This is a genomic window from Actinomadura violacea, from assembly GCF_017573465.1.
In the GTDB taxonomy this organism is placed as follows: Bacteria; Actinomycetota; Actinomycetes; order Streptosporangiales; family Streptosporangiaceae; genus Spirillospora; species Spirillospora violacea.
This window is the reverse complement of the sequence record NZ_JAGEPF010000021.1, coordinates 207557-223166: the sequence shown is the minus strand read 5'-3', so window position 1 is coordinate 223166 and position 15610 is coordinate 207557. Positions and strand designations below refer to the sequence as shown.

18 protein-coding genes and 2 pseudogenes are annotated in these 15610 nt (G+C 67.9%); 14 read left to right on the top strand and 6 right to left on the bottom strand.

What is annotated here, in order from left to right:
- Window positions 1-56: 56 nt before the first annotated feature.
- From J4709_RS33010 to J4709_RS53830, 8 genes and pseudogenes are all read left to right on the top strand, one after another.
- Window positions 57-1307, top strand: a complete 1251-nt coding sequence (locus J4709_RS33010; RefSeq protein WP_208246607.1) for a M24 family metallopeptidase — start codon at window positions 57-59, stop codon at window positions 1305-1307.
- 202 nt (window positions 1308-1509) lie between these two features.
- The gene (locus J4709_RS33005) at window positions 1510-2016 is read left to right on the top strand and encodes a hypothetical protein (protein WP_208246605.1); all 507 of its coding nucleotides are present in this window, start codon (window positions 1510-1512) and stop codon (window positions 2014-2016) included.
- A 372-nt stretch (window positions 2017-2388) separates the two neighbouring features.
- Window positions 2389-2588: pseudogene (locus J4709_RS53845) on the top strand (IS30 family transposase); the annotation flags it as partial.
- A gap of 1063 nt (window positions 2589-3651) precedes the next feature.
- The gene (locus tag J4709_RS33000) at window positions 3652-5019 is read left to right on the top strand and encodes a polymorphic toxin-type HINT domain-containing protein (RefSeq protein WP_208246603.1); all 1368 of its coding nucleotides are present in this window, start codon (window positions 3652-3654) and stop codon (window positions 5017-5019) included.
- A 38-nt stretch (window positions 5020-5057) separates the two neighbouring features.
- A complete protein-coding gene (locus J4709_RS32995) occupies window positions 5058-5879 on the top strand; it encodes a HEAT repeat domain-containing protein (RefSeq protein WP_208246601.1) in 822 nt (273 codons plus the stop codon).
- 93 nt (window positions 5880-5972) lie between these two features.
- Entirely contained in the window at window positions 5973-6203 is a 231-nt protein-coding gene (locus J4709_RS53840) for a helix-turn-helix domain-containing protein (protein ID WP_307801750.1), read from the top strand.
- A complete protein-coding gene (locus tag J4709_RS53835) occupies window positions 6163-6570 on the top strand; it encodes a winged helix-turn-helix domain-containing protein (RefSeq protein WP_232384373.1) in 408 nt (135 codons plus the stop codon). Before J4709_RS53840 ends, J4709_RS53835 begins: the two co-directional genes overlap by 41 nt.
- Window positions 6474-6824, top strand: a pseudogene (locus J4709_RS53830) (transposase); the annotation flags it as partial. The gene J4709_RS53835 and the pseudogene J4709_RS53830, both read left to right, overlap by 97 nt.
- Window positions 6825-6876: 52 nt before the next feature.
- Here J4709_RS53830 and J4709_RS53825 read toward each other — a convergent pair.
- A complete protein-coding gene (locus J4709_RS53825; protein ID WP_232384419.1) occupies window positions 6877-7350 on the bottom strand; it encodes a hypothetical protein in 474 nt (157 codons plus the stop codon).
- A 284-nt stretch (window positions 7351-7634) separates the two neighbouring features.
- On the opposite strand from J4709_RS53825, the gene J4709_RS32980 reads away from it, so the two are divergent.
- The 4 genes from J4709_RS32980 (at window position 7635) to J4709_RS53820 (ending at window position 10443) form a co-directional block, all read left to right on the top strand.
- On the top strand, window positions 7635-8513 hold the full coding sequence (locus J4709_RS32980) for a haloalkane dehalogenase (RefSeq protein WP_232384372.1): 879 nt from the start codon (window positions 7635-7637) through the stop codon (window positions 8511-8513).
- Complete coding sequence (locus tag J4709_RS32975) at window positions 8510-9376, top strand: RNA polymerase sigma factor (RefSeq protein WP_208246598.1); 867 nt, start codon at window positions 8510-8512, stop codon at window positions 9374-9376. The genes J4709_RS32980 and J4709_RS32975 overlap by 4 nt, the downstream gene beginning before the upstream one ends.
- Window positions 9377-9778: 402 nt before the next feature.
- A complete protein-coding gene (locus J4709_RS32970) occupies window positions 9779-10174 on the top strand; it encodes a hypothetical protein (RefSeq protein WP_208246676.1) in 396 nt (131 codons plus the stop codon).
- Entirely contained in the window at window positions 10096-10443 is a 348-nt protein-coding gene (locus J4709_RS53820; protein ID WP_232384415.1) for a transposase, read from the top strand. The genes J4709_RS32970 and J4709_RS53820 overlap by 79 nt, the downstream gene beginning before the upstream one ends.
- 352 nt (window positions 10444-10795) lie before the next feature.
- Here the strand turns inward: J4709_RS53820 and J4709_RS32960 are convergent, their stop codons facing one another.
- The 4 genes from J4709_RS32960 to J4709_RS32945 form a co-directional block, all read right to left on the bottom strand.
- A complete protein-coding gene (locus J4709_RS32960; protein WP_208246596.1) occupies window positions 10796-11323 on the bottom strand; it encodes a tyrosine-type recombinase/integrase in 528 nt (175 codons plus the stop codon).
- Window positions 11324-11470: 147 nt separating this feature from the next.
- Window positions 11471-11680, bottom strand: coding sequence for a hypothetical protein (locus J4709_RS32955; RefSeq protein ID WP_208246594.1), 210 nt, complete (start codon window positions 11678-11680; stop codon window positions 11471-11473).
- Window positions 11674-12084 carry a hypothetical protein gene (locus J4709_RS32950; RefSeq protein ID WP_208246592.1) on the bottom strand — a complete coding sequence of 137 codons (411 nt, stop codon included), beginning with the start codon at window positions 12082-12084 and terminating at the stop codon, window positions 11674-11676. Before J4709_RS32950 ends, J4709_RS32955 begins: the two co-directional genes overlap by 7 nt.
- Before the next feature lie 39 nt (window positions 12085-12123).
- Entirely contained in the window at window positions 12124-12348 is a 225-nt protein-coding gene (locus J4709_RS32945) for a hypothetical protein (RefSeq protein ID WP_208246590.1), read from the bottom strand.
- Between the two features lie 188 nt (window positions 12349-12536).
- On the opposite strand from J4709_RS32945, the gene J4709_RS32940 reads away from it, so the two are divergent.
- On the top strand, window positions 12537-12863 hold the full coding sequence (locus J4709_RS32940; protein WP_307801749.1) for a hypothetical protein: 327 nt from the start codon (window positions 12537-12539) through the stop codon (window positions 12861-12863).
- Window positions 12864-13396: 533 nt separating this feature from the next.
- On the top strand, window positions 13397-14332 hold the full coding sequence (locus tag J4709_RS32935) for a MerR family transcriptional regulator (protein WP_232384413.1): 936 nt from the start codon (window positions 13397-13399) through the stop codon (window positions 14330-14332).
- A gap of 479 nt (window positions 14333-14811) precedes the next feature.
- On the opposite strand, the gene J4709_RS32930 is transcribed toward J4709_RS32935, so the two are convergent.
- The gene (locus tag J4709_RS32930) at window positions 14812-15546 is read right to left on the bottom strand and encodes a cysteine hydrolase family protein (RefSeq protein ID WP_232384412.1); all 735 of its coding nucleotides are present in this window, start codon (window positions 15544-15546) and stop codon (window positions 14812-14814) included.
- Window positions 15547-15610 lie beyond the last annotated feature (64 nt).

The window sequence follows — 15610 nt, the reverse complement described above, 5'->3', positions numbered from 1 at the left end:
GCGCCGTCCCCTCAATAGCGTCCAACCGGCAGCAGAAACGACGCAAGGAGAACGCGATGACCGCACAGGCCCCCGTCTACTCGACAGCGGAACGCGACCGGCGCTGGGCGCTGGCCCGCGAGCTGATGGACGCCGAGGGCGTCGAGGCGCTCGTCGTGTACGGCGAACACGAGTCGAGCGGACCCGCACCGTTCGCGCCGGACGTCTACTTCACCAACGAGCGGCCCGGCGCCATCGTGGTGTTCCCGCGGGACGCCGACCCGATCTCGCTGGTGTGGTCGCCGATGCACATCGCCGACCACATCGAGGCCCGGCGCCGCAGCGAGGCATGCTGGACGGAGCCGCGCAACATGCGCGTGGCCAAGCACGCGCCCGGCCTGGTCGAGGTGCTCAAGGAACACGGCCTGGAGCGGGCGGCGATCGGCGTGATCGGTCTGGAGCCGTACCCACCGTTCCACTTCAACCCGATCATGCCGTACGGGCTGTGGTCGGCGGTCCTGGAGCAGCTTCCGGACGCGACGTTCAAACCGGTGTGGCTGAGCTTCCTGCTGCGCACGCTCACCCAGTCGGACGAGGAGCTGGCCGTGCTGCGCCACTCGGCGGGCATCGGCGAGGCGATGGCGCAGGCCATGCTGGACGCGACCCGACCGGGCGTGACCGAAGCCGACGTGTACGCCGCCGGCATGGCAGCCGGATTCAGGCTGGGAGCGGCCGCGCCGGGCATGCTGCTCCAGTCCGGCCCCGGCTACGCGTGCTGGGGACCGCCGGTATGGTCCTACCGCCCGCAGGCGCCGCGGACCATCGAGGACGGCGACGTGATCCAGGCCGAGGTCTTCTGCTCGTACGGGATGCGCGAGTCCCAGCACCAGGTCGCGATCGCGGTCGGCGAGGTGCATCCGGACACCGAGGCGGCCGCCAAGGCCGCCCGCGCCTCCTATGACGCGGGCATCGCCGCGCTGCGGCCCGGCGCCACCTTCGGCCAGGTCGTCACGGCGATGAAGCAGCCCATGGAGGACGCGGGCGGCTGGAACGTGCACCCGCTGGTGCACGGCCTCGACCCCTACGGCACCGTCTGCGGCTTCGGCAGCGGGATGCGCGAACTGCCCGAGGCGGCGGACTACGGGCTGATCATCGAGGTGCCCACCATCGGCAGCGACCTGCCGCTTGCCCCGGGCATGGCGTTCGCGTTCGAACCCAACTGCGTGCTGAACGGCCGGCTCGCCAACATCGGCGGCACCGTCGTCGTCGGCGAGGACGGCGCGATCGAACTCAACACCCTCACCACCAACCTCCTGCGCGCCGACTAGAACCCGCGTCCGCGACCCGCCCTCCCCGCGGGGAGGGCGGGTCGGCGATCAGGTCACGCCCTCGGCCGGGGGCCGCCGGCGGTTGATCCGCCACATTGATTCCCCTACAGTCCGGCGAGCGCCGTCCTCTCAAGAGGGTGGCGCTCCTCATGGATCCGGCCGCCCTGCAAGGCGGCCGGGACTCAGTCACGGAGGGACCGACATGCGACGCCACATCCTCCCCGGCGCCCTGGCGGCCGGGACCCTCCTCGCCGTAACCGGTTGCGGTGGCTCCACAGGCACGGAAGCCCGGAGCACATCGTCCCCGGCCCCGGCCACGAGCGCGGCGCCGCAGATCACGTTCGCCATGGCGACGGCCTGCGAGACGGTCGACGGCATCTACACCACCCTCGGCTCGGACGCTCAAACCGTGATCACCAAGGGCGTCAGGGCCGAGGCCATCGGAGACACCGCCACAGTGCGCGCCGTCCTGGCGGACTTGAAACCGCTCTTCACGAGCACCGGCAACACCTTCGCGGACACGGCCTCCAAGGTGACGGACCCGGACATGAAGGCGGCGCTGAACAAGCTCGCGGAATCGGCCAAGCAGGAAGCCGCCTTCACCTCCTTCGCCCAGTTCCGGTCACTGGAAGCGACGACCGCCGCACCCGAGGCTGTACTCAAGCGCAAGTGCGCCCAAGCGGGCCACCCACTCGCAAACCTCGAGTAGGCCGGCCGCAGAACCCTCGTGCCCTGAAGCCGAGGTACAGGCCGGATCCGAGTGCCGACTCCGGCCCTCCCGGCACGAGCCCGCTGCTCCGTCGGCCGCTACCGGGTCTCGGTGATGACCGTGGCGACCTGACCCGAGAACTGGACGTTGACGTTGCGCGGCGCGCCCTGCGCCATCCGTCGAATCCATCGACGGAGTACTTGCTGTCGTCGGGCCGCGCAGCAACTTCTGGCCCGCCACGAGCCCGCCAAGGGCGAACGCGGCGCCCAACGCAGGCTGCAACACCGTCTCGTCGACGTCATCCACCGAGCAATGACCATCGACCAAGCAGCCTGGGACCAGCAGAACACACGCCACCAGCTCGCGGCTTGACATAGAAGCATCAACGGCCTACTCCGCCAATACTTTTGAAAGGCACAGGCTCGTCCCGCTGGAGCGCCGACGACATCGCGGCAGTCGCGGCAACTCTGAACGCCTGCCCCCGTAAGACCCTCGGCTGAAAAACACCCGCCGAAGCCCTCAACGATCACCTACTATCACTCCAACAAGCCGGTGTTGCGACGACTGGCTGAAGCCACCCAATACACCTCGTTCGCGGTCACCGCTCGGCTCCCCGAGGCCGGGACGCATCGATCAACACCGTCGGCGACGCCCTGGATAACGCCCTCGTGGAGTCTCAGATCGGCCTGTTCAAGCCAGAGCTGATCAAGCCGCAACAGCCTTTCGAGGGCCCCGCCGTACGTCGAACTCGCCACAGCCGAATGGGGCGACCGGTTCAACCACCAGCGCATCCATAGCGCGATCGGCGTCATCCCACCTGCCGAACACGAAGCCAACTACTACGCTCAACACCAGCCCCGACCGGCAGCTGGGGTCAGCCAACACCAGCCCCGACCGGCAGCTGGGGTCAGCCCATAAAGCCTCCACCGAACCCGGCACGCTTCAGTCCGAAGAGCTGGGTGTTCGCGTCCCCGTGCGTTACATGTTCAATTCTTTGCCAAAACGGGATTAACCCCGTGTGGCTCGGGTGCATGAGGCTGTCGTGACAGAGCCCCTGACTCCGGACCCGGGCGAGATCGCCTGGCAGGGCTGGCTGACTGAAGCCGAACTGTGCGAGATCGTAGATCAACCGCTCTTCGTTCCGGGAGGACGGGAAGCTCTGCGCCGATACCTCCAAGTCCGCATCCGGTAGTTGAAGAAGGAGCTTTCCCGACGGGGAAGAAGGCTCCATCCGTGCAGCGCAGATGGGGTGACCAAGAGGTGGCGCAAGATCGACAACCGTCCATATCGGCTCGTTGTCGGCTCGGCGGTTCCGCTTTTAATCCGTAGGTTGCGGGTTCGAGTTCCCACGCGGCGGTCGCCGCCACGGCCCGCGGAGCGGCCGCCGAAGCCGACGCCCAATCCAAAAAGGCCAAGGCGTTCGCCGCGCAAGCCGCCGGCTACGCCGCCGACGCCCGCGCCTCCGCAGCAGACGCCGACACCGCAGCCGCCCGCGCCGCGCAGTCGGCCAAGTCCGCAGCCGCCGCAGCCGACCGTGCCAGCGCAGCCGCCCGATCGGCCGCCAAATCCGCCGCCCGCGCCGCAGTCGCCGCCGACCGGGCCCGCGGCTACGCCGACGAGGCCTACCGGGCAGCCATGCAAGCCCGGGCCGACGCGATCCAAGCCGGAAAGGACGCAGCCGCCGCAGCCCGCGCCGCCGCCGACGCCGCCCGCATCGCCGAACAGAAGAGACGCGAAGAGGAAACACAACGCAGGAACGACTACAGCGCAGGCCTGCCCGTCGGCGAGGGTGTCGACCCCGACATCGACTACAGCGATATTCGCAGCGACGAAGACGTTCTCAATGCCGAGAACGAGGCCCTCGTCGCCCCATACCGCGAGGCCAACACCAACGCCAACCGCAGCGTCATGGACCTCGTCGTCTCACTGGGCGGCCAATTCCTGCTCGACGTGATCGGCTGGACCGACGCGGAAGCATGCTTCACCAAGGGCGACATCGCCGGATGCCTGTTCACCGCCCTCAACGCCCTGGGACCGCTCAAGCTGCTGGCCCTCGGCGGCAAGCTTCCCCGGCTCGGCAAGACGATCTGGCGGATCGCCGAAGGCGTACGAGGCTTCCAGAGCACGGTGCGCGCCGCACGGGACGTCCTGCGGCGCTCGCGGAAGATCATCGACGAGATCCTGGGCTATCTACGGAACCCCTGCGGCCCCAACAGCTTCACCGCCGGAACCAAGGTCCTGATGGCCGACGGTACGGGCAAACCCATCGAAGCAGTCGATGTCGGAGATCAGGTCCAGTCCACCGATCCGGCAACAGGGCGCACAGGACCTCAGCCAGTGACCGCGCTGATCACCGGCAGCGGCCGCAAGTCTCTCACCAGCGTCACCGTAGGGAACGACGGCCTGCCCGGGGCGCTCGGCCTGACCGGGACCGTCCAGGCCACGAGCACACACCCGTTCTGGGTCAACGAACCGGGCCACTGGCGCGATGCCAGAGAACTACGGCCGGGCGACCAGGTGCGGCGCCCTGACGGACACTACGTCACCGTCACCGCTACTCACCCCTGGACAGCAGAACGGAAGGTCTACAACCTCACCGTTCGCGGCTACCACACCTTCTATGTCCTCGCCGGCGGCATCGCCGTCCTCGTCCACAACTCCGGTGGCGCCAAGTACTGCAACATCGGGAAAGCGGGCGAGGCAGCTGTCAGCAGCCACATGGGCGGTGCCGCCAAAAACACCACTAAATATACCGTCAACGGTCGGGACCGTATCCCGGACTTCGTGACCCCGACGATCATCGGCGAATCAAAGAACGTCGCCTGGCTCGGCGGTCGCCGCCTGGAGACCCAACTGGAGGACTATCTGGAGCTGGCGAGACAACAGGGCAAGGAGCTCCACATCTTCGTCCGGGCGAACGGGGGGACCAAACTCAGCGAGAGAATGTCGTGGTTCATTCATGACGCCTACCCCGAGGTCAAGATCTTTGAGATCATCGTCTAGATTTATAAGCTGGTGTTCCCGCAGAGAAGGGTTGGCCGGTGAGTCCGCGAGAACAAGGATCCGCCCGCGAGACCCACAAGCAGACGGTCGAACGGATCCTCAACGCCCCCGGCGTTCTCGACGCGCTGGAAGCCGAGGCGGCGAAGAACCCCAGGGTCGTGGAGGCGCGGCGGCTGTACATGGCGGCCGCCCGCGAGCTACTCGCCGATATCGGACCGCTGGTTCCCGATCTGGGGAAGATGGGGCACCAGCTCGAGAGCGTCGGAGACCTCTACGAACGGGTCGTCTTCACCCTGGACGACCAAGGGAGTGTAGTGTCCCGGCGCCGCATCGACTACCGGGCAGCCATCCCAGTCCTCGTGGAGTGGCTGCCGAAGGTCACGTACTATCCGCTCGCCGACGACATCGTGCGAGCGCTGTCGTTCGGCTTCGCGAAGAAGCAGGCTCGCCCGATCTTCCTCCAACTTTTCCGCGACCCGCCCCATGTGGAGGATCCGCAGTTTCCCGAGGTCGCCTCCCGAAGGCGGAAAGATCTTCGGGTGGCGATCGGGCAGGCGCTCGGGCAGTTCGCTGATCCTTCGATGGCCAACGATCTCATCGAACTCGCCAGGAACAGGTCCTACGGCGAAGCGCGAGCGTCGCTTGTGAACCCCGGGCTCGCCAAAACGAAAGACGACCGAGTGCCCGCCATTCTGCGGGAACTGCTCAACGACCCGGCGGTGGCACCTTTCGCCGTGCAGGGACTCGGCAGAATCCGCTTCCGTCCGGCCCGTCCACAGATCGAAGCGGCGTTGAACAGCCCCGATATAAATGTCCGAAGCCAGGCCAAGAGAGCGCTCAAGCGCCTTGACGCGCCGTGAGAGCCGGGCCCACAGCTCCGGCCTAACCAGCGTTAATAGGTCATGGCGGTTGGGTGAGTGGACCTGCGAGTGGGGTGGGCGTATGCCGGTGGCATGGGCAGATACCCCAAGGGTGGCGGGTCGACCGCTGCCGGTCAGCACAGACGTGAACGGGTGCGGATGCATGCCGCGCAGTGGTTCGCCGAGGGCCGTCCGAACGCATGGGTCGCCGCCGAGTTGCGGGTCGGGCTGCGGCAGGTGGAGAAGTGGCGCCAAGCCTGGCGCGTGGGAGGGACTGAGGCGCATGCGTCCAAAGGGACCGCATGGGCGGCCGCGGCTGGATGATGCGCAGTTCGCGCTGCTGGAGGCGGAACTGAACCGTGGTCCGGCCGCGCACGGTTATGTCGATGACCAGCGGTGGACACTGGGCCGGGTGGCCGGGCTCATCAGCAAGTTGTTCGCCATCGACTACACCGTGCCCGGAGTGTCGCTGCTGTTGCGCCGTAACGGCTGGTCGGTGCAGGTGCCCGGCCGCCGCGCGATCGAACGCGACGAGCGGGCCATTGCGGCTTGGAAGCGGGAGGTGTGGCCGCAGGTGGAAGCACCGCGGCGGACCTGGGCGCCTGGATCTGTTTCGAAGACGAGACCGGCCAGGGGCTCAGGCCGCCCAAAGGACGGACCTGGAGCCGGCGTGGACACCGGCCGCAGGTGAAAGTGCACGGCGGCGAGCACGGTAGCCCGGTATCGGTGGTCGGGCTGGTCTGCTACCGGGCCGGCGAGCGGTCCCGGCTGATCTACCGGCTGCACCTGTACCGCCGCAGCAAAGGCGAACGCGCCGCCTTCACCCTGAACGAGGACAAGAGCATGCTGCAGGGCGCCCACCAGCAACTACCTGACGGGAAAATCGTGCTGATCTGGGACAACCTGGGCATCCACCACTCCACGGCGATGCGGGCGTTCATCGATGCCCACGCCGATTGGCTGACGGTGTTCTACCTGCCGGTCTACGCCCCGGACCTCAACCCGCATGCAGCAGGTCGAGCAGGGAATCGGCGCAGCGGACGGCTTCGCCGCAGTGCCCGTCGGAAACACGCACGCGGAAGACAGTCGTGCGGCCCGCCGCGAGTTCGGTCAGCCGGTAGCAGCCAAACGTCCCGTTCGGGACGACCTCATAGTCGAGGAGGCGCACCAGCGGGAGCAGATCCGGGTCGAGGGCGAGGATCGCCCGCTCGCTATCCCCCATCGGGCCGGGACCGTCCTGACCTGGCGGGACGGCCAGATCCCACGGCTGGCCGGTGAGGTCCACGCTGAGATCGAGCTCGTAGGGATCCGCTTCGGCAACGACGAAGAACTCCTCAGGCAATTCGACGCCATAACAAGTGCGCAGAACCTCGGGAGCGGTGAGACCGTCGCCGTACAGCACAAGGGCCGCGCGGGCCATCGACGCGTAGTCGCCGCGGGACGGCTCTCCCCGCTCCTCGCCGCGTGTCATGCTCGCAGCATCGCACCGATCACCGGCTTGCAGCTCGGTTACCTGCCGCGCCGTTGCGTTCGTCGAATTCGTCCGGCATGCCCTCGTCTCCGGCGGGGCGTTCTGCGGGCCGAGCGAACCGGCGCGGCAGGACCGGACGAACAGGGCGCCTGCGCCCGCCTACAGGCGGCGGCCAGGCCGCCACAGGCACAGGGCAGAAGAATCTTCGCCTCCTCCTGTCACACGGGGCAGCGACCTTGTGTCCAATCCTTCGTCTGCATCACCAACCGACGAAGGAGCCGACGATGTCGCCCATGAACGCCATGGAGAAGACCGAGGTGCTGGGCTCGTGGATGGCGCACCGCAGCGCCGGCGAGTCGGGCCCGCTCGTGGTCTTCCTGCACGGTAACCCCACCTCCTCCCACCTGTGGCGCAATGTCCTCCCGCACGTCAGCGACCAGGCGCGGTGCCTGGCGCCGGACCTGATCGGAATGGGTGCGTCCGGCAAGTCCGACATCGGCTACCGATTCGCCGACCACGCCCGCTACCTGGACGCCTGGATGGAGAAGGTCGTGGGCGACGGTGAGGTGGTCCTGGTCGGCCACGACTGGGGCGGCGCGCTCGCCCAGGACTGGGCCGCCCGGCACGGAGACGGCCGGGTGGCCGGAATCGCGCTGATCGAGACGTTCCTGCGGCCGATGCGGTGGGCGCAGATGGTGCCGCAGGCCGCCGAGATGTTCCGGGCGTTCCGCACATCCGGCGTCGGCGAGCGGATGGTCTTGGACGACAACCTGTTCATCGAGCGGAACCTGCGCCGCCTGGTGCCCGGGATCAGCGAGCAGGACCTGGACGCCTACCGGGCTCCCTACCCCGACGCGGCCTCGCGCCTTCCCATGCTGCAATGGGCGCGGGAGCTCCCGCTGGACGGCGAGCCGGCGGACGTGGTGGACAGAATGGTCGCGTACGGGACGTGGATGGGACGGTCCCCGGAGGTGCCGAAGCTGCTGATGACCGTCGACCCGGCCCAGGGGCTCGCCTCGTCCGAGATCATCGCCTGGGCCAGGGAGAACATGAGCGCGCTGCGCATCGAACAGGTCGGTGAGGCGGGACACCACGCTCCCGAGCAGGTCCCCGACGCGATCGGACAGGCGGTCGCGCGCTGGCTCAAGGAGGAGATCGGATGACATCGGACGACGATCGAACCCCGAGAGACGACGTCCTCGGCCTGGTCGCCAGGGCGGTCGAGGGAGATCAGGACGCGCTCGCAGAGGTGCTGGCCCACGTTCAGGACCCCGTCTACCGGCTGGCGCTGCGCATGACCGGGCGCGTCGCCGACGCCGAGGACGCCACGCAGGAGATCCTCATCCGCATCATGACCCGCCTGTCCATGTTCCGCGGCGAGGCATCACTGGTCACCTGGGCTTACCGGATCGCCATGAACCATCTGCTCAACCTCCGACGGCGACCCGCGGAGATGCCGACGTTCGGCACCTACCGCCAGGACCTGCTCAACGGCCTGCAGACTCCCGCCTACACCGGCCCCGACAGCGGGCTCCTCGCCGAGGAGATCCGGCTGTTGTGCACCCAGGCGCTGCTCCAGTGCCTGGACGGCGCCGGCCGAGCCGCCTACGTCGTCGGCGAGATCCTCGGCCTGCCGGGGGACGAAGCCGCATGGGTCCTCGCCATCTCGCCACCGGCCTACCGCAAACGCCTGGAGCGCGCCCGCCGCCAAGTCCGCCGAGCACTGCAGGACCGCTGCGGGCTCCTGGACGCCCCCGCGCCATGCCGATGCGACAAACGAATCACCTACGCCATCGACAAGGGACGGATCGCTTCCACCGGCCCCGTCCTAGCCACCCACCCCACCGGCGCCAAACACGACGCCCAGACCGTCACCGCAGCCGCCGCTCTAGAACAGCTCCGCGACGTAGGAGAACTACTGCGCGCCCACCCCGACTACGCAGCGCCGGAAGCCCGGACCAAGGCCGTCTTGGCGCTGGTCCGCTCCACCCGTTACAAGAACCTGCTGCCGGACCAAGCACCCTGACGACCTCCTGGTTCGTCCCGGCGCCCTGCCACTCCTCCACCACGGCCTTGCAGCAGAGGGCCACCACCGCAGCCAGAAGCCGTCACCCGCAACCCGTGATCCCCGCACGTCCACACCCGTCCAAGGTCGTCCCGAGCCGTTGCCCGCCCCCGGGTTAGCGCGTGCCCTCCGAAGGGTGCCGGATTTGATGACGTCGGTGAAACATCGGTGTTCAGGACGTGCGCGCCCCGGGCGGTGCCTGGCATGGGATGCCTGATGCAGTGCTGCGGAGCCAGAGCACAGCACCGCCCTGCGCAGCCCGGCGGAGGGTCATTGATCAGGGGCCACTGCTCGTCGACATACGCTGGCCTGAACCCCATGAGTGTTGAGACTCATGGGGTTCAGGCTCGAAGGGGGCTTCCTGTGTTCTTGTCGCTGACCACCGGCGCATGGACGCTGATCGCGGTGGGCGCCACTCTGGTCAATCTCGCCGCGATGCAGTGGATCATCCAGGTACCGAAGTACCGCAAGAAGCAGTTCTGGCTCCCGGTCATCGGCATCGTCGGGGTCGGCGTGCGAGGTCTCGCCCAAAGCCACACGCTGGCCGAGAACCTCTACCTGTACACGACACTCATGATCATGTTCCCGGTGATGCTCGCCCCGGTTCGACGTCAGATCACCCGCGATTACCACCGGTGGGTCGAGGACCCGACCACGAAAGCCAGCGGGGGTGCGATGGCCTGGATCGCCACCTCCATGATCGTCATGTTGCTGGTAATCGGTGCCGTCTGGGCGGCGGGCATCAGCACCTCGTCCTGAACCGCCACCCAGGCCGCCGCCACGGCCTCGCCAAAACCGGCGGCAAGAACCTCGACGACTGGGCGGACCGCGCCGTAGCCGGCCCCGTCCGCGAGCTGCGCGGCTTCGCCGCAGGCCTGCGCCGCGACTGGGACGCTGTCAAAGCCTGGCTCACCCTCAGCTCAGGGCCCGTGGAGGGCAACGTCAATCGCATCAAGATGATCAAGAGGCAGATGCACGGCCGAGCCGACCATGAGCTGCTGCGCAGGCGCGTCTTACTCATGGACTAAGTTAGTGCTCTCCTCCAGGTGAAGGCTCGCTCTCCCCGCACAAGTCGCCACCCGTATGGGCAACCAGCCGGTGTGGCTTCCAGCCACCTCGCAACTCCCCGCCGCGCCACCACAACCACGTGTCCGGGACCATCCCCGCGGGCGCGGGGCCGACGTCTGCTGACCGCTCGGCACGTTGATCACTGTCGGACCATCCCCGCGCGGGGATGGTCCCCAGTGGTGGGATCTCGGCCACGCGATCGAACGGTCGGCCCCGCGCCTGCGGGGATGCGTTCTGACCAGGTGCGTGGCCGCTGGCTCGATGGCGGCCCCGCGCCTATCTCAGGCTGAGGGGGATCGCCAAGTACTGCTGTTAGTTGCCGGTTGGGATTTGCATGGCGGTGAGGGTGTCGGTGACCAGGTGTAGGCCTGGGCGGGACGTGGGGCTTTCGGCTGCGATCCGGCGGGCGAGAGGAGGGTCGATCATGGCTTGCATGCGGTTCATCATGGCCTCCATGCGCGCGAGCATCGCCTCCTGCGGGTCCGGCTGCTTGACCTCATAGCCCAGCAGCACATTCATCGTGGTCGCCGCGGCCTCACTTTCCTCAGCTAGTGCCCATACGTGGTGGGTGGTGGAGGTCAGATCGTTGTGGCCCAGCCGGGCCTGAACGTCTGGCAGCGGGACACCATGCGCCAGCAGGAGAGAGGCGTGGGAGTGCCGCAACTGGTACGGGGTCATGTCGACGCCGACGGCCCTGCGGGCCGGGATCCACAGGGTGCTCCACTCACTGGACGCCAGGTAGTCGTTGCCGTCCCGGCGGACCCGCTGGCGAGCAACCTTGCCTTTGCGGGCCATGGCCTGCACCCGATACGCCGACCGATAGTCACGGTATGCCTGCACGCACGGCCGGCACCTGCATCCGTGCTTGCGGTAAGTACTGACCTTGGTGTGGGTGACCCACCCACCGGTGACCGGTGAGATGAAGATGGTCCTCGCTGCGGCCTGCCTCTCCTCTGGGGTGCAGCGTGGGAGGTTGACCCACGCCGTCTACGGCTTGAACAGCCGCACCGGAAAGATCAGGTCACCGGTTTTCAGGTCGTGTTCTCGAACGTGGGCGCGGATCTTCTCCACCAACGGCCTGCCGATTTTGAATCGGCGGTGTTCGCCGTTCTTGGTGTAGGGGCGGGTCACGAACCGGCCCGCGGTCGGGTGGAACTGCTTGGCCACCTCGACGGTCGACCGGCACACCTTCAGCATGCCGGTGTCGTAGTCCAGGTCTTCCTCTTGGAAAGAGATCGCTTCGCAGAAGCGGACTCCGGTGGAGATGATGTACTCGGCAACAGTCGCTGTGTCGGCAGCGGCAGCTTGTCGCACAACTCCCAGAACACCGTCTCGTTGATGACTTTGATGTCCTTGTGCGCGGCCTGTTTTCCGACGTTCAGTCCCCGGACGGGGTTGTCGCAGCGGTAGCCCAGCCGGATCGACAGACCGATCATCGCCGAGAGGACCGTCCTGCAGGCCCGTCGCGTGTTCACCGTCCGTTCCGCCTCCGCCAGCCAGGTGAAGTACTGGATGGCGCGAGCCGAGTCGAATATCGCCACCCGAGCGGCCTTCAGGTACGGGCGGACGTGGTTGATCCAGGTCCCGAAGTAGGTCTGCATCGTGTTCGGCTCGACCCGGTGATGCCGCTGGAAGATCGACTAGAACTCCTCGAACGTCAGCGCGCGTCTCTGCGCCAGCGTCATCTCCCCAAGGACGCCGCTCGCAGGCTTGTCCTGCTCTTGGCCGGCGGCGGTCAGTGCCTCCGGTTCGTCGTTGTAGGTGCCGGCCGACCGGGGCGTCCTGGTCGCGTCGTAGTACATCCTCGTGTACCGGGTCGCCCCGGTGCGCTTGCCGGCCTTCCTGACTACGTACGGCTGTCGCATCGACTCCTCCTCTCAACCGGAGAACGAGTTAGCGAACCGGCTAGCGGACTGCCTGACACAGCCTCGCACCCACCATCACTGAGCTTGATTAAGAGATATGCATACCTGCGATTTTACCTTAAGATCTACGCCTCCGCAGACTCTGGGAGGGCTCCGGCAACGTCGCGGCGCTGGACGTGCTTCGGGCGATGGCCAAGGAGCCGCAGACCGTCGAGGCGTTCTTCGCCGAGGTCCGCGCGGCCGCCGGGGCGGACCCGCACCTGGACGCCGCCGTCGCCGACGTCGAGGCGTCCCTGCTGGACCTCGACACGGTCCAGGTCCGCGCGCGCCGCATCGTCGAGCGGATGGCCCTCGTCCTGCAAGGATCCCTGCTGGTCAGGCACGGCCACCCGGCCGTCGCCGACGCCTTCTGCGCATCGCGCCTCGCGGGCGACTGGGGCGCCGCCTTCGGCACCCTGCCCGCCGGCCTCGACCTCGCCCCGATCATCGACCGCGCCACCCCGAAACTCGGCTGAGCCGCCGCATCGACCCGACCATGCCCGGCCCGAGCTAGACCATCCGCTGGCAGCCGCCGGTCGCGTCCGCGTGCTGGTGCGCCCGCATGATCGTGGAGTCGGCGCGAACCGACATCGCCGTCCTATTTACCCGGCTCCGCATCTGATCCAAGGAACGGGCCTAGCCGGATGTAGCTGCCAGATCCGCTGCGCGACTTCCCGCAGCCCGGCTCCTTACACTTGCGGTTCGGTGCGCCGGACCGCACATATGCATCGGCGCTCCGCTCACCATGCACCCACCCGGCCGACAAGATCCGATGGAACACCATCCGTCGGCCCGTCGCGCTGTGCCTAGTTCTTCAGTCGGCGCTTGCGCCGGAGGAACCGTGCACGCTGACCCCGCTCACGCCATGGCGGGGCGGCGGTCGAGCATCTTCTCGGTCAGGGTCTCGGCAGGCCACTCCGACAGCCGGCGTGCGTGCCGTCCTCGGATGGTGAATGAAAGCCCTGGTGAAGCCGTTAATGGACCCGCCGGACGAGGGTATTGGGTGAGCATGGGGGAGGCGGCGGAGGAAGAGGCCGGGCTCGGAGCGGACGCGGTGGCGGGCCGGCTGGGCGTGACGGCCTCCACCCTGCACACATGGGATCGCCGGTACGGCATGGGCCCAACCGGGCGCGACCCCGCCGGCCACAACCGCTACACCTCCGGCGACCTCGCCCGGCTCCGGCAGATGCAGCAGCTGATCCTCGAGGGGACACCACCCGCCGAGGCCGCCGAAGCCGCCCTGGACGCGCCGTCCGGCGAGCCCCCGGCACCGCGCGACCACGAGACCGACGACATACCCCTGGACGCTCCGGCCGCCGGCCGCGACGCCGCACGGGCCGCGCAGGTCGACGGGCTGGCGCGGGCGGCGTTGGCGATGGACGAGCTCGCGATGACCGACGCGGTGCGCTCCGCCCTGCGGCAGGAGGGCATCGCGGCGGCATGGGACCAGGTCCTGGTGCCGGTGCTGATCGGAATCGGGCGCAAGCACGCGGCCACCGGCAGCTATGTGGAGGTGGAGCACCTGCTGTCGGCGGTGGTGTCGCGCTGCCTGGTCACGGCGTCGCCGCCCATGGCCGTGGGCCCGGGCCGGCAGGGCCGCGACCCCGTGCTGCTGGCGTGCGCCCCGGACGAGCAGCACAGCCTGCCGATCCTCGCGCTGGCGGCCGCGCTGACGGAGGCCGGCGCCCCGAGGCTCATGCTGGGGGCGCGCGTGCCGGTGCCGGCTCTGGCCGCCGCGATCCGCCGGGCCGGGGCTCACACGGTGTTCGTCTGGTCGCAGACCGCCGAGACCGGGGACGCGTCCTGGCTCGCCGACCTGCCCGCCCCACGCTCTCCGCTGCGGGTGGTGGTCGGCGGTCCCGGATGGGACCCGGAAGGGCTCCCGCCCGGGACGTCCTTCGCCACGTCCATGTCCGAAGCACTCGACGCCCTGCAAACACCCTGACCCCGAGCGCAGACCGTCTTAGAACAGCCGAGTTCATCGGGCTGGGACGGGGACTCGTCGCCGAAAGTGGCCTTGGCGGACGTGGGTCCCGAGCAGCAACAAGTGCTTTTCTGCCTGATTTATACACGTTCGTCACCATGAATGGCTCGAGGTCAGCCGAATGTGACGAGGTGAAGCCCACGGTAAGGGGAATAGAGAGCTTGCGAGAGACGCAAGGTCAGATGCTCCAACGAAGGAAGCATCAACCGTGATTATCTCATCACGCAGGTCGGCAACCGTCGCAACCTGGGCTGTTATCGCCACCGTGGCGTTTTCCGGCGCCGCGGGGCCCACCCACACGTCCAGCGCCAGCGCCGATGCCGTGCCGAGACACTGGGGGCAGGTAACCTTTCCAGCGGAGTCGGTTCTCGAAGCCACCGTTCCTAGCTGATGTGTTGGACGCGAAGCACATCACGCGGTGTCACCCCGCCTGGCCTGCCTCATCGGTCACGAGCAGCGGTTTCCACAGCGTCGGGGGCCTGGATCATCTTGAGCACGTCGGACGTCGAGCGCACGTCGCCGAAGGAGCGGTAGATGGTGTGCAGCGTGGCGTTGTGGTCCTGGTCGCGTGGTGCCGCGTTGGCATCCGCGACCATGATGACCCGCAGTCCGAGGGTGGCGGCGTCGCGAGCGGAGGACTCGCAGCACACATTGGTGACGGTTCCGCTGATCAGAACGGTGTCGATTCCGCGCTCTTCCAGCAGACCCGGAAGGGCACAACGGCCGGGAAAGAATGCGCTGTGAGCGGTCTTCTCCACCAGCACATCACCGGGCCGGACCACCAGTTCCGGCCACAGCCGCTCGGGCAGCGGCCCCGTCCCGCCGGACGCGCGGTATGCCTCGGCTGTTTCCGGGCCGTAGAACTCATCCAGCACCGGCGTCCTCTCACCGGCTGCCGGAAGGACCCAGGCGACCGTACCGCCCGCTGCCCGAAGGGCATCGGCGATGCGGCCGATGTTCGGCACGATGCCACGGCAGTACGGGTTGTCGGACACGAAGAACCGCACCATGTCGATCACCACGAGCGCGGTACAGGCCGGGACGAGCTCCACGAATGCGAACCGGCGGCCACGGCGAGCCTCATGCCGCGCGTACTCCCGAGGATCGATCCACCACTCGTGCTGCCGCACCTCGGCATCCGCCGGCATGGCTCCCCGATCCACGTAAGGCGTCATCACCCGCGCACACGATCGTGGCAGAGCCCCGCAACTCTCGCACCGCTATCACTGAGCCGGCATC

What these genes read in the sequence shown, in the direction of transcription:
- J4709_RS53840 (WP_307801750.1), top strand. Translation starts at nt 5,973, where the DNA reads ATGGGCAGATACCCCAAGGGTGGCGGGTCGACCGCTGCCGGTCAGCAC.
- J4709_RS53835 (WP_232384373.1), top strand. Translation starts at nt 6,163, where the DNA reads ATGCGTCCAAAGGGACCGCATGGGCGGCCGCGGCTGGATGATGCGCAG.
- J4709_RS32975 (WP_208246598.1), top strand. Translation starts at nt 8,510, where the DNA reads ATGACATCGGACGACGATCGAACCCCGAGAGACGACGTCCTCGGCCTG.
- J4709_RS32955 (WP_208246594.1), bottom strand. Translation starts at nt 11,680, where the DNA reads ATGCTGAAGGTGTGCCGGTCGACCGTCGAGGTGGCCAAGCAGTTCCAC.
- J4709_RS32980 (WP_232384372.1), top strand. Translation starts at nt 7,635, where the DNA reads ATGTCGCCCATGAACGCCATGGAGAAGACCGAGGTGCTGGGCTCGTGG.
- J4709_RS32935 (WP_232384413.1), top strand. Translation starts at nt 13,397, where the DNA reads ATGGGGGAGGCGGCGGAGGAAGAGGCCGGGCTCGGAGCGGACGCGGTG.
- J4709_RS33010 (WP_208246607.1), top strand. Translation starts at nt 57, where the DNA reads ATGACCGCACAGGCCCCCGTCTACTCGACAGCGGAACGCGACCGGCGC.
- J4709_RS33000 (WP_208246603.1), top strand. Translation starts at nt 3,652, where the DNA reads ATGCAAGCCCGGGCCGACGCGATCCAAGCCGGAAAGGACGCAGCCGCC.
- J4709_RS53825 (WP_232384419.1), bottom strand. Translation starts at nt 7,350, where the DNA reads ATGACACGCGGCGAGGAGCGGGGAGAGCCGTCCCGCGGCGACTACGCG.
- J4709_RS32930 (WP_232384412.1), bottom strand. Translation starts at nt 15,546, where the DNA reads ATGACGCCTTACGTGGATCGGGGAGCCATGCCGGCGGATGCCGAGGTG.
- J4709_RS32950 (WP_208246592.1), bottom strand. Translation starts at nt 12,084, where the DNA reads ATGCAGACCTACTTCGGGACCTGGATCAACCACGTCCGCCCGTACCTG.
- J4709_RS32945 (WP_208246590.1), bottom strand. Translation starts at nt 12,348, where the DNA reads ATGCGACAGCCGTACGTAGTCAGGAAGGCCGGCAAGCGCACCGGGGCG.
- J4709_RS33005 (WP_208246605.1), top strand. Translation starts at nt 1,510, where the DNA reads ATGCGACGCCACATCCTCCCCGGCGCCCTGGCGGCCGGGACCCTCCTC.
- J4709_RS32940 (WP_307801749.1), top strand. Translation starts at nt 12,537, where the DNA reads ATGGCCAAGGAGCCGCAGACCGTCGAGGCGTTCTTCGCCGAGGTCCGC.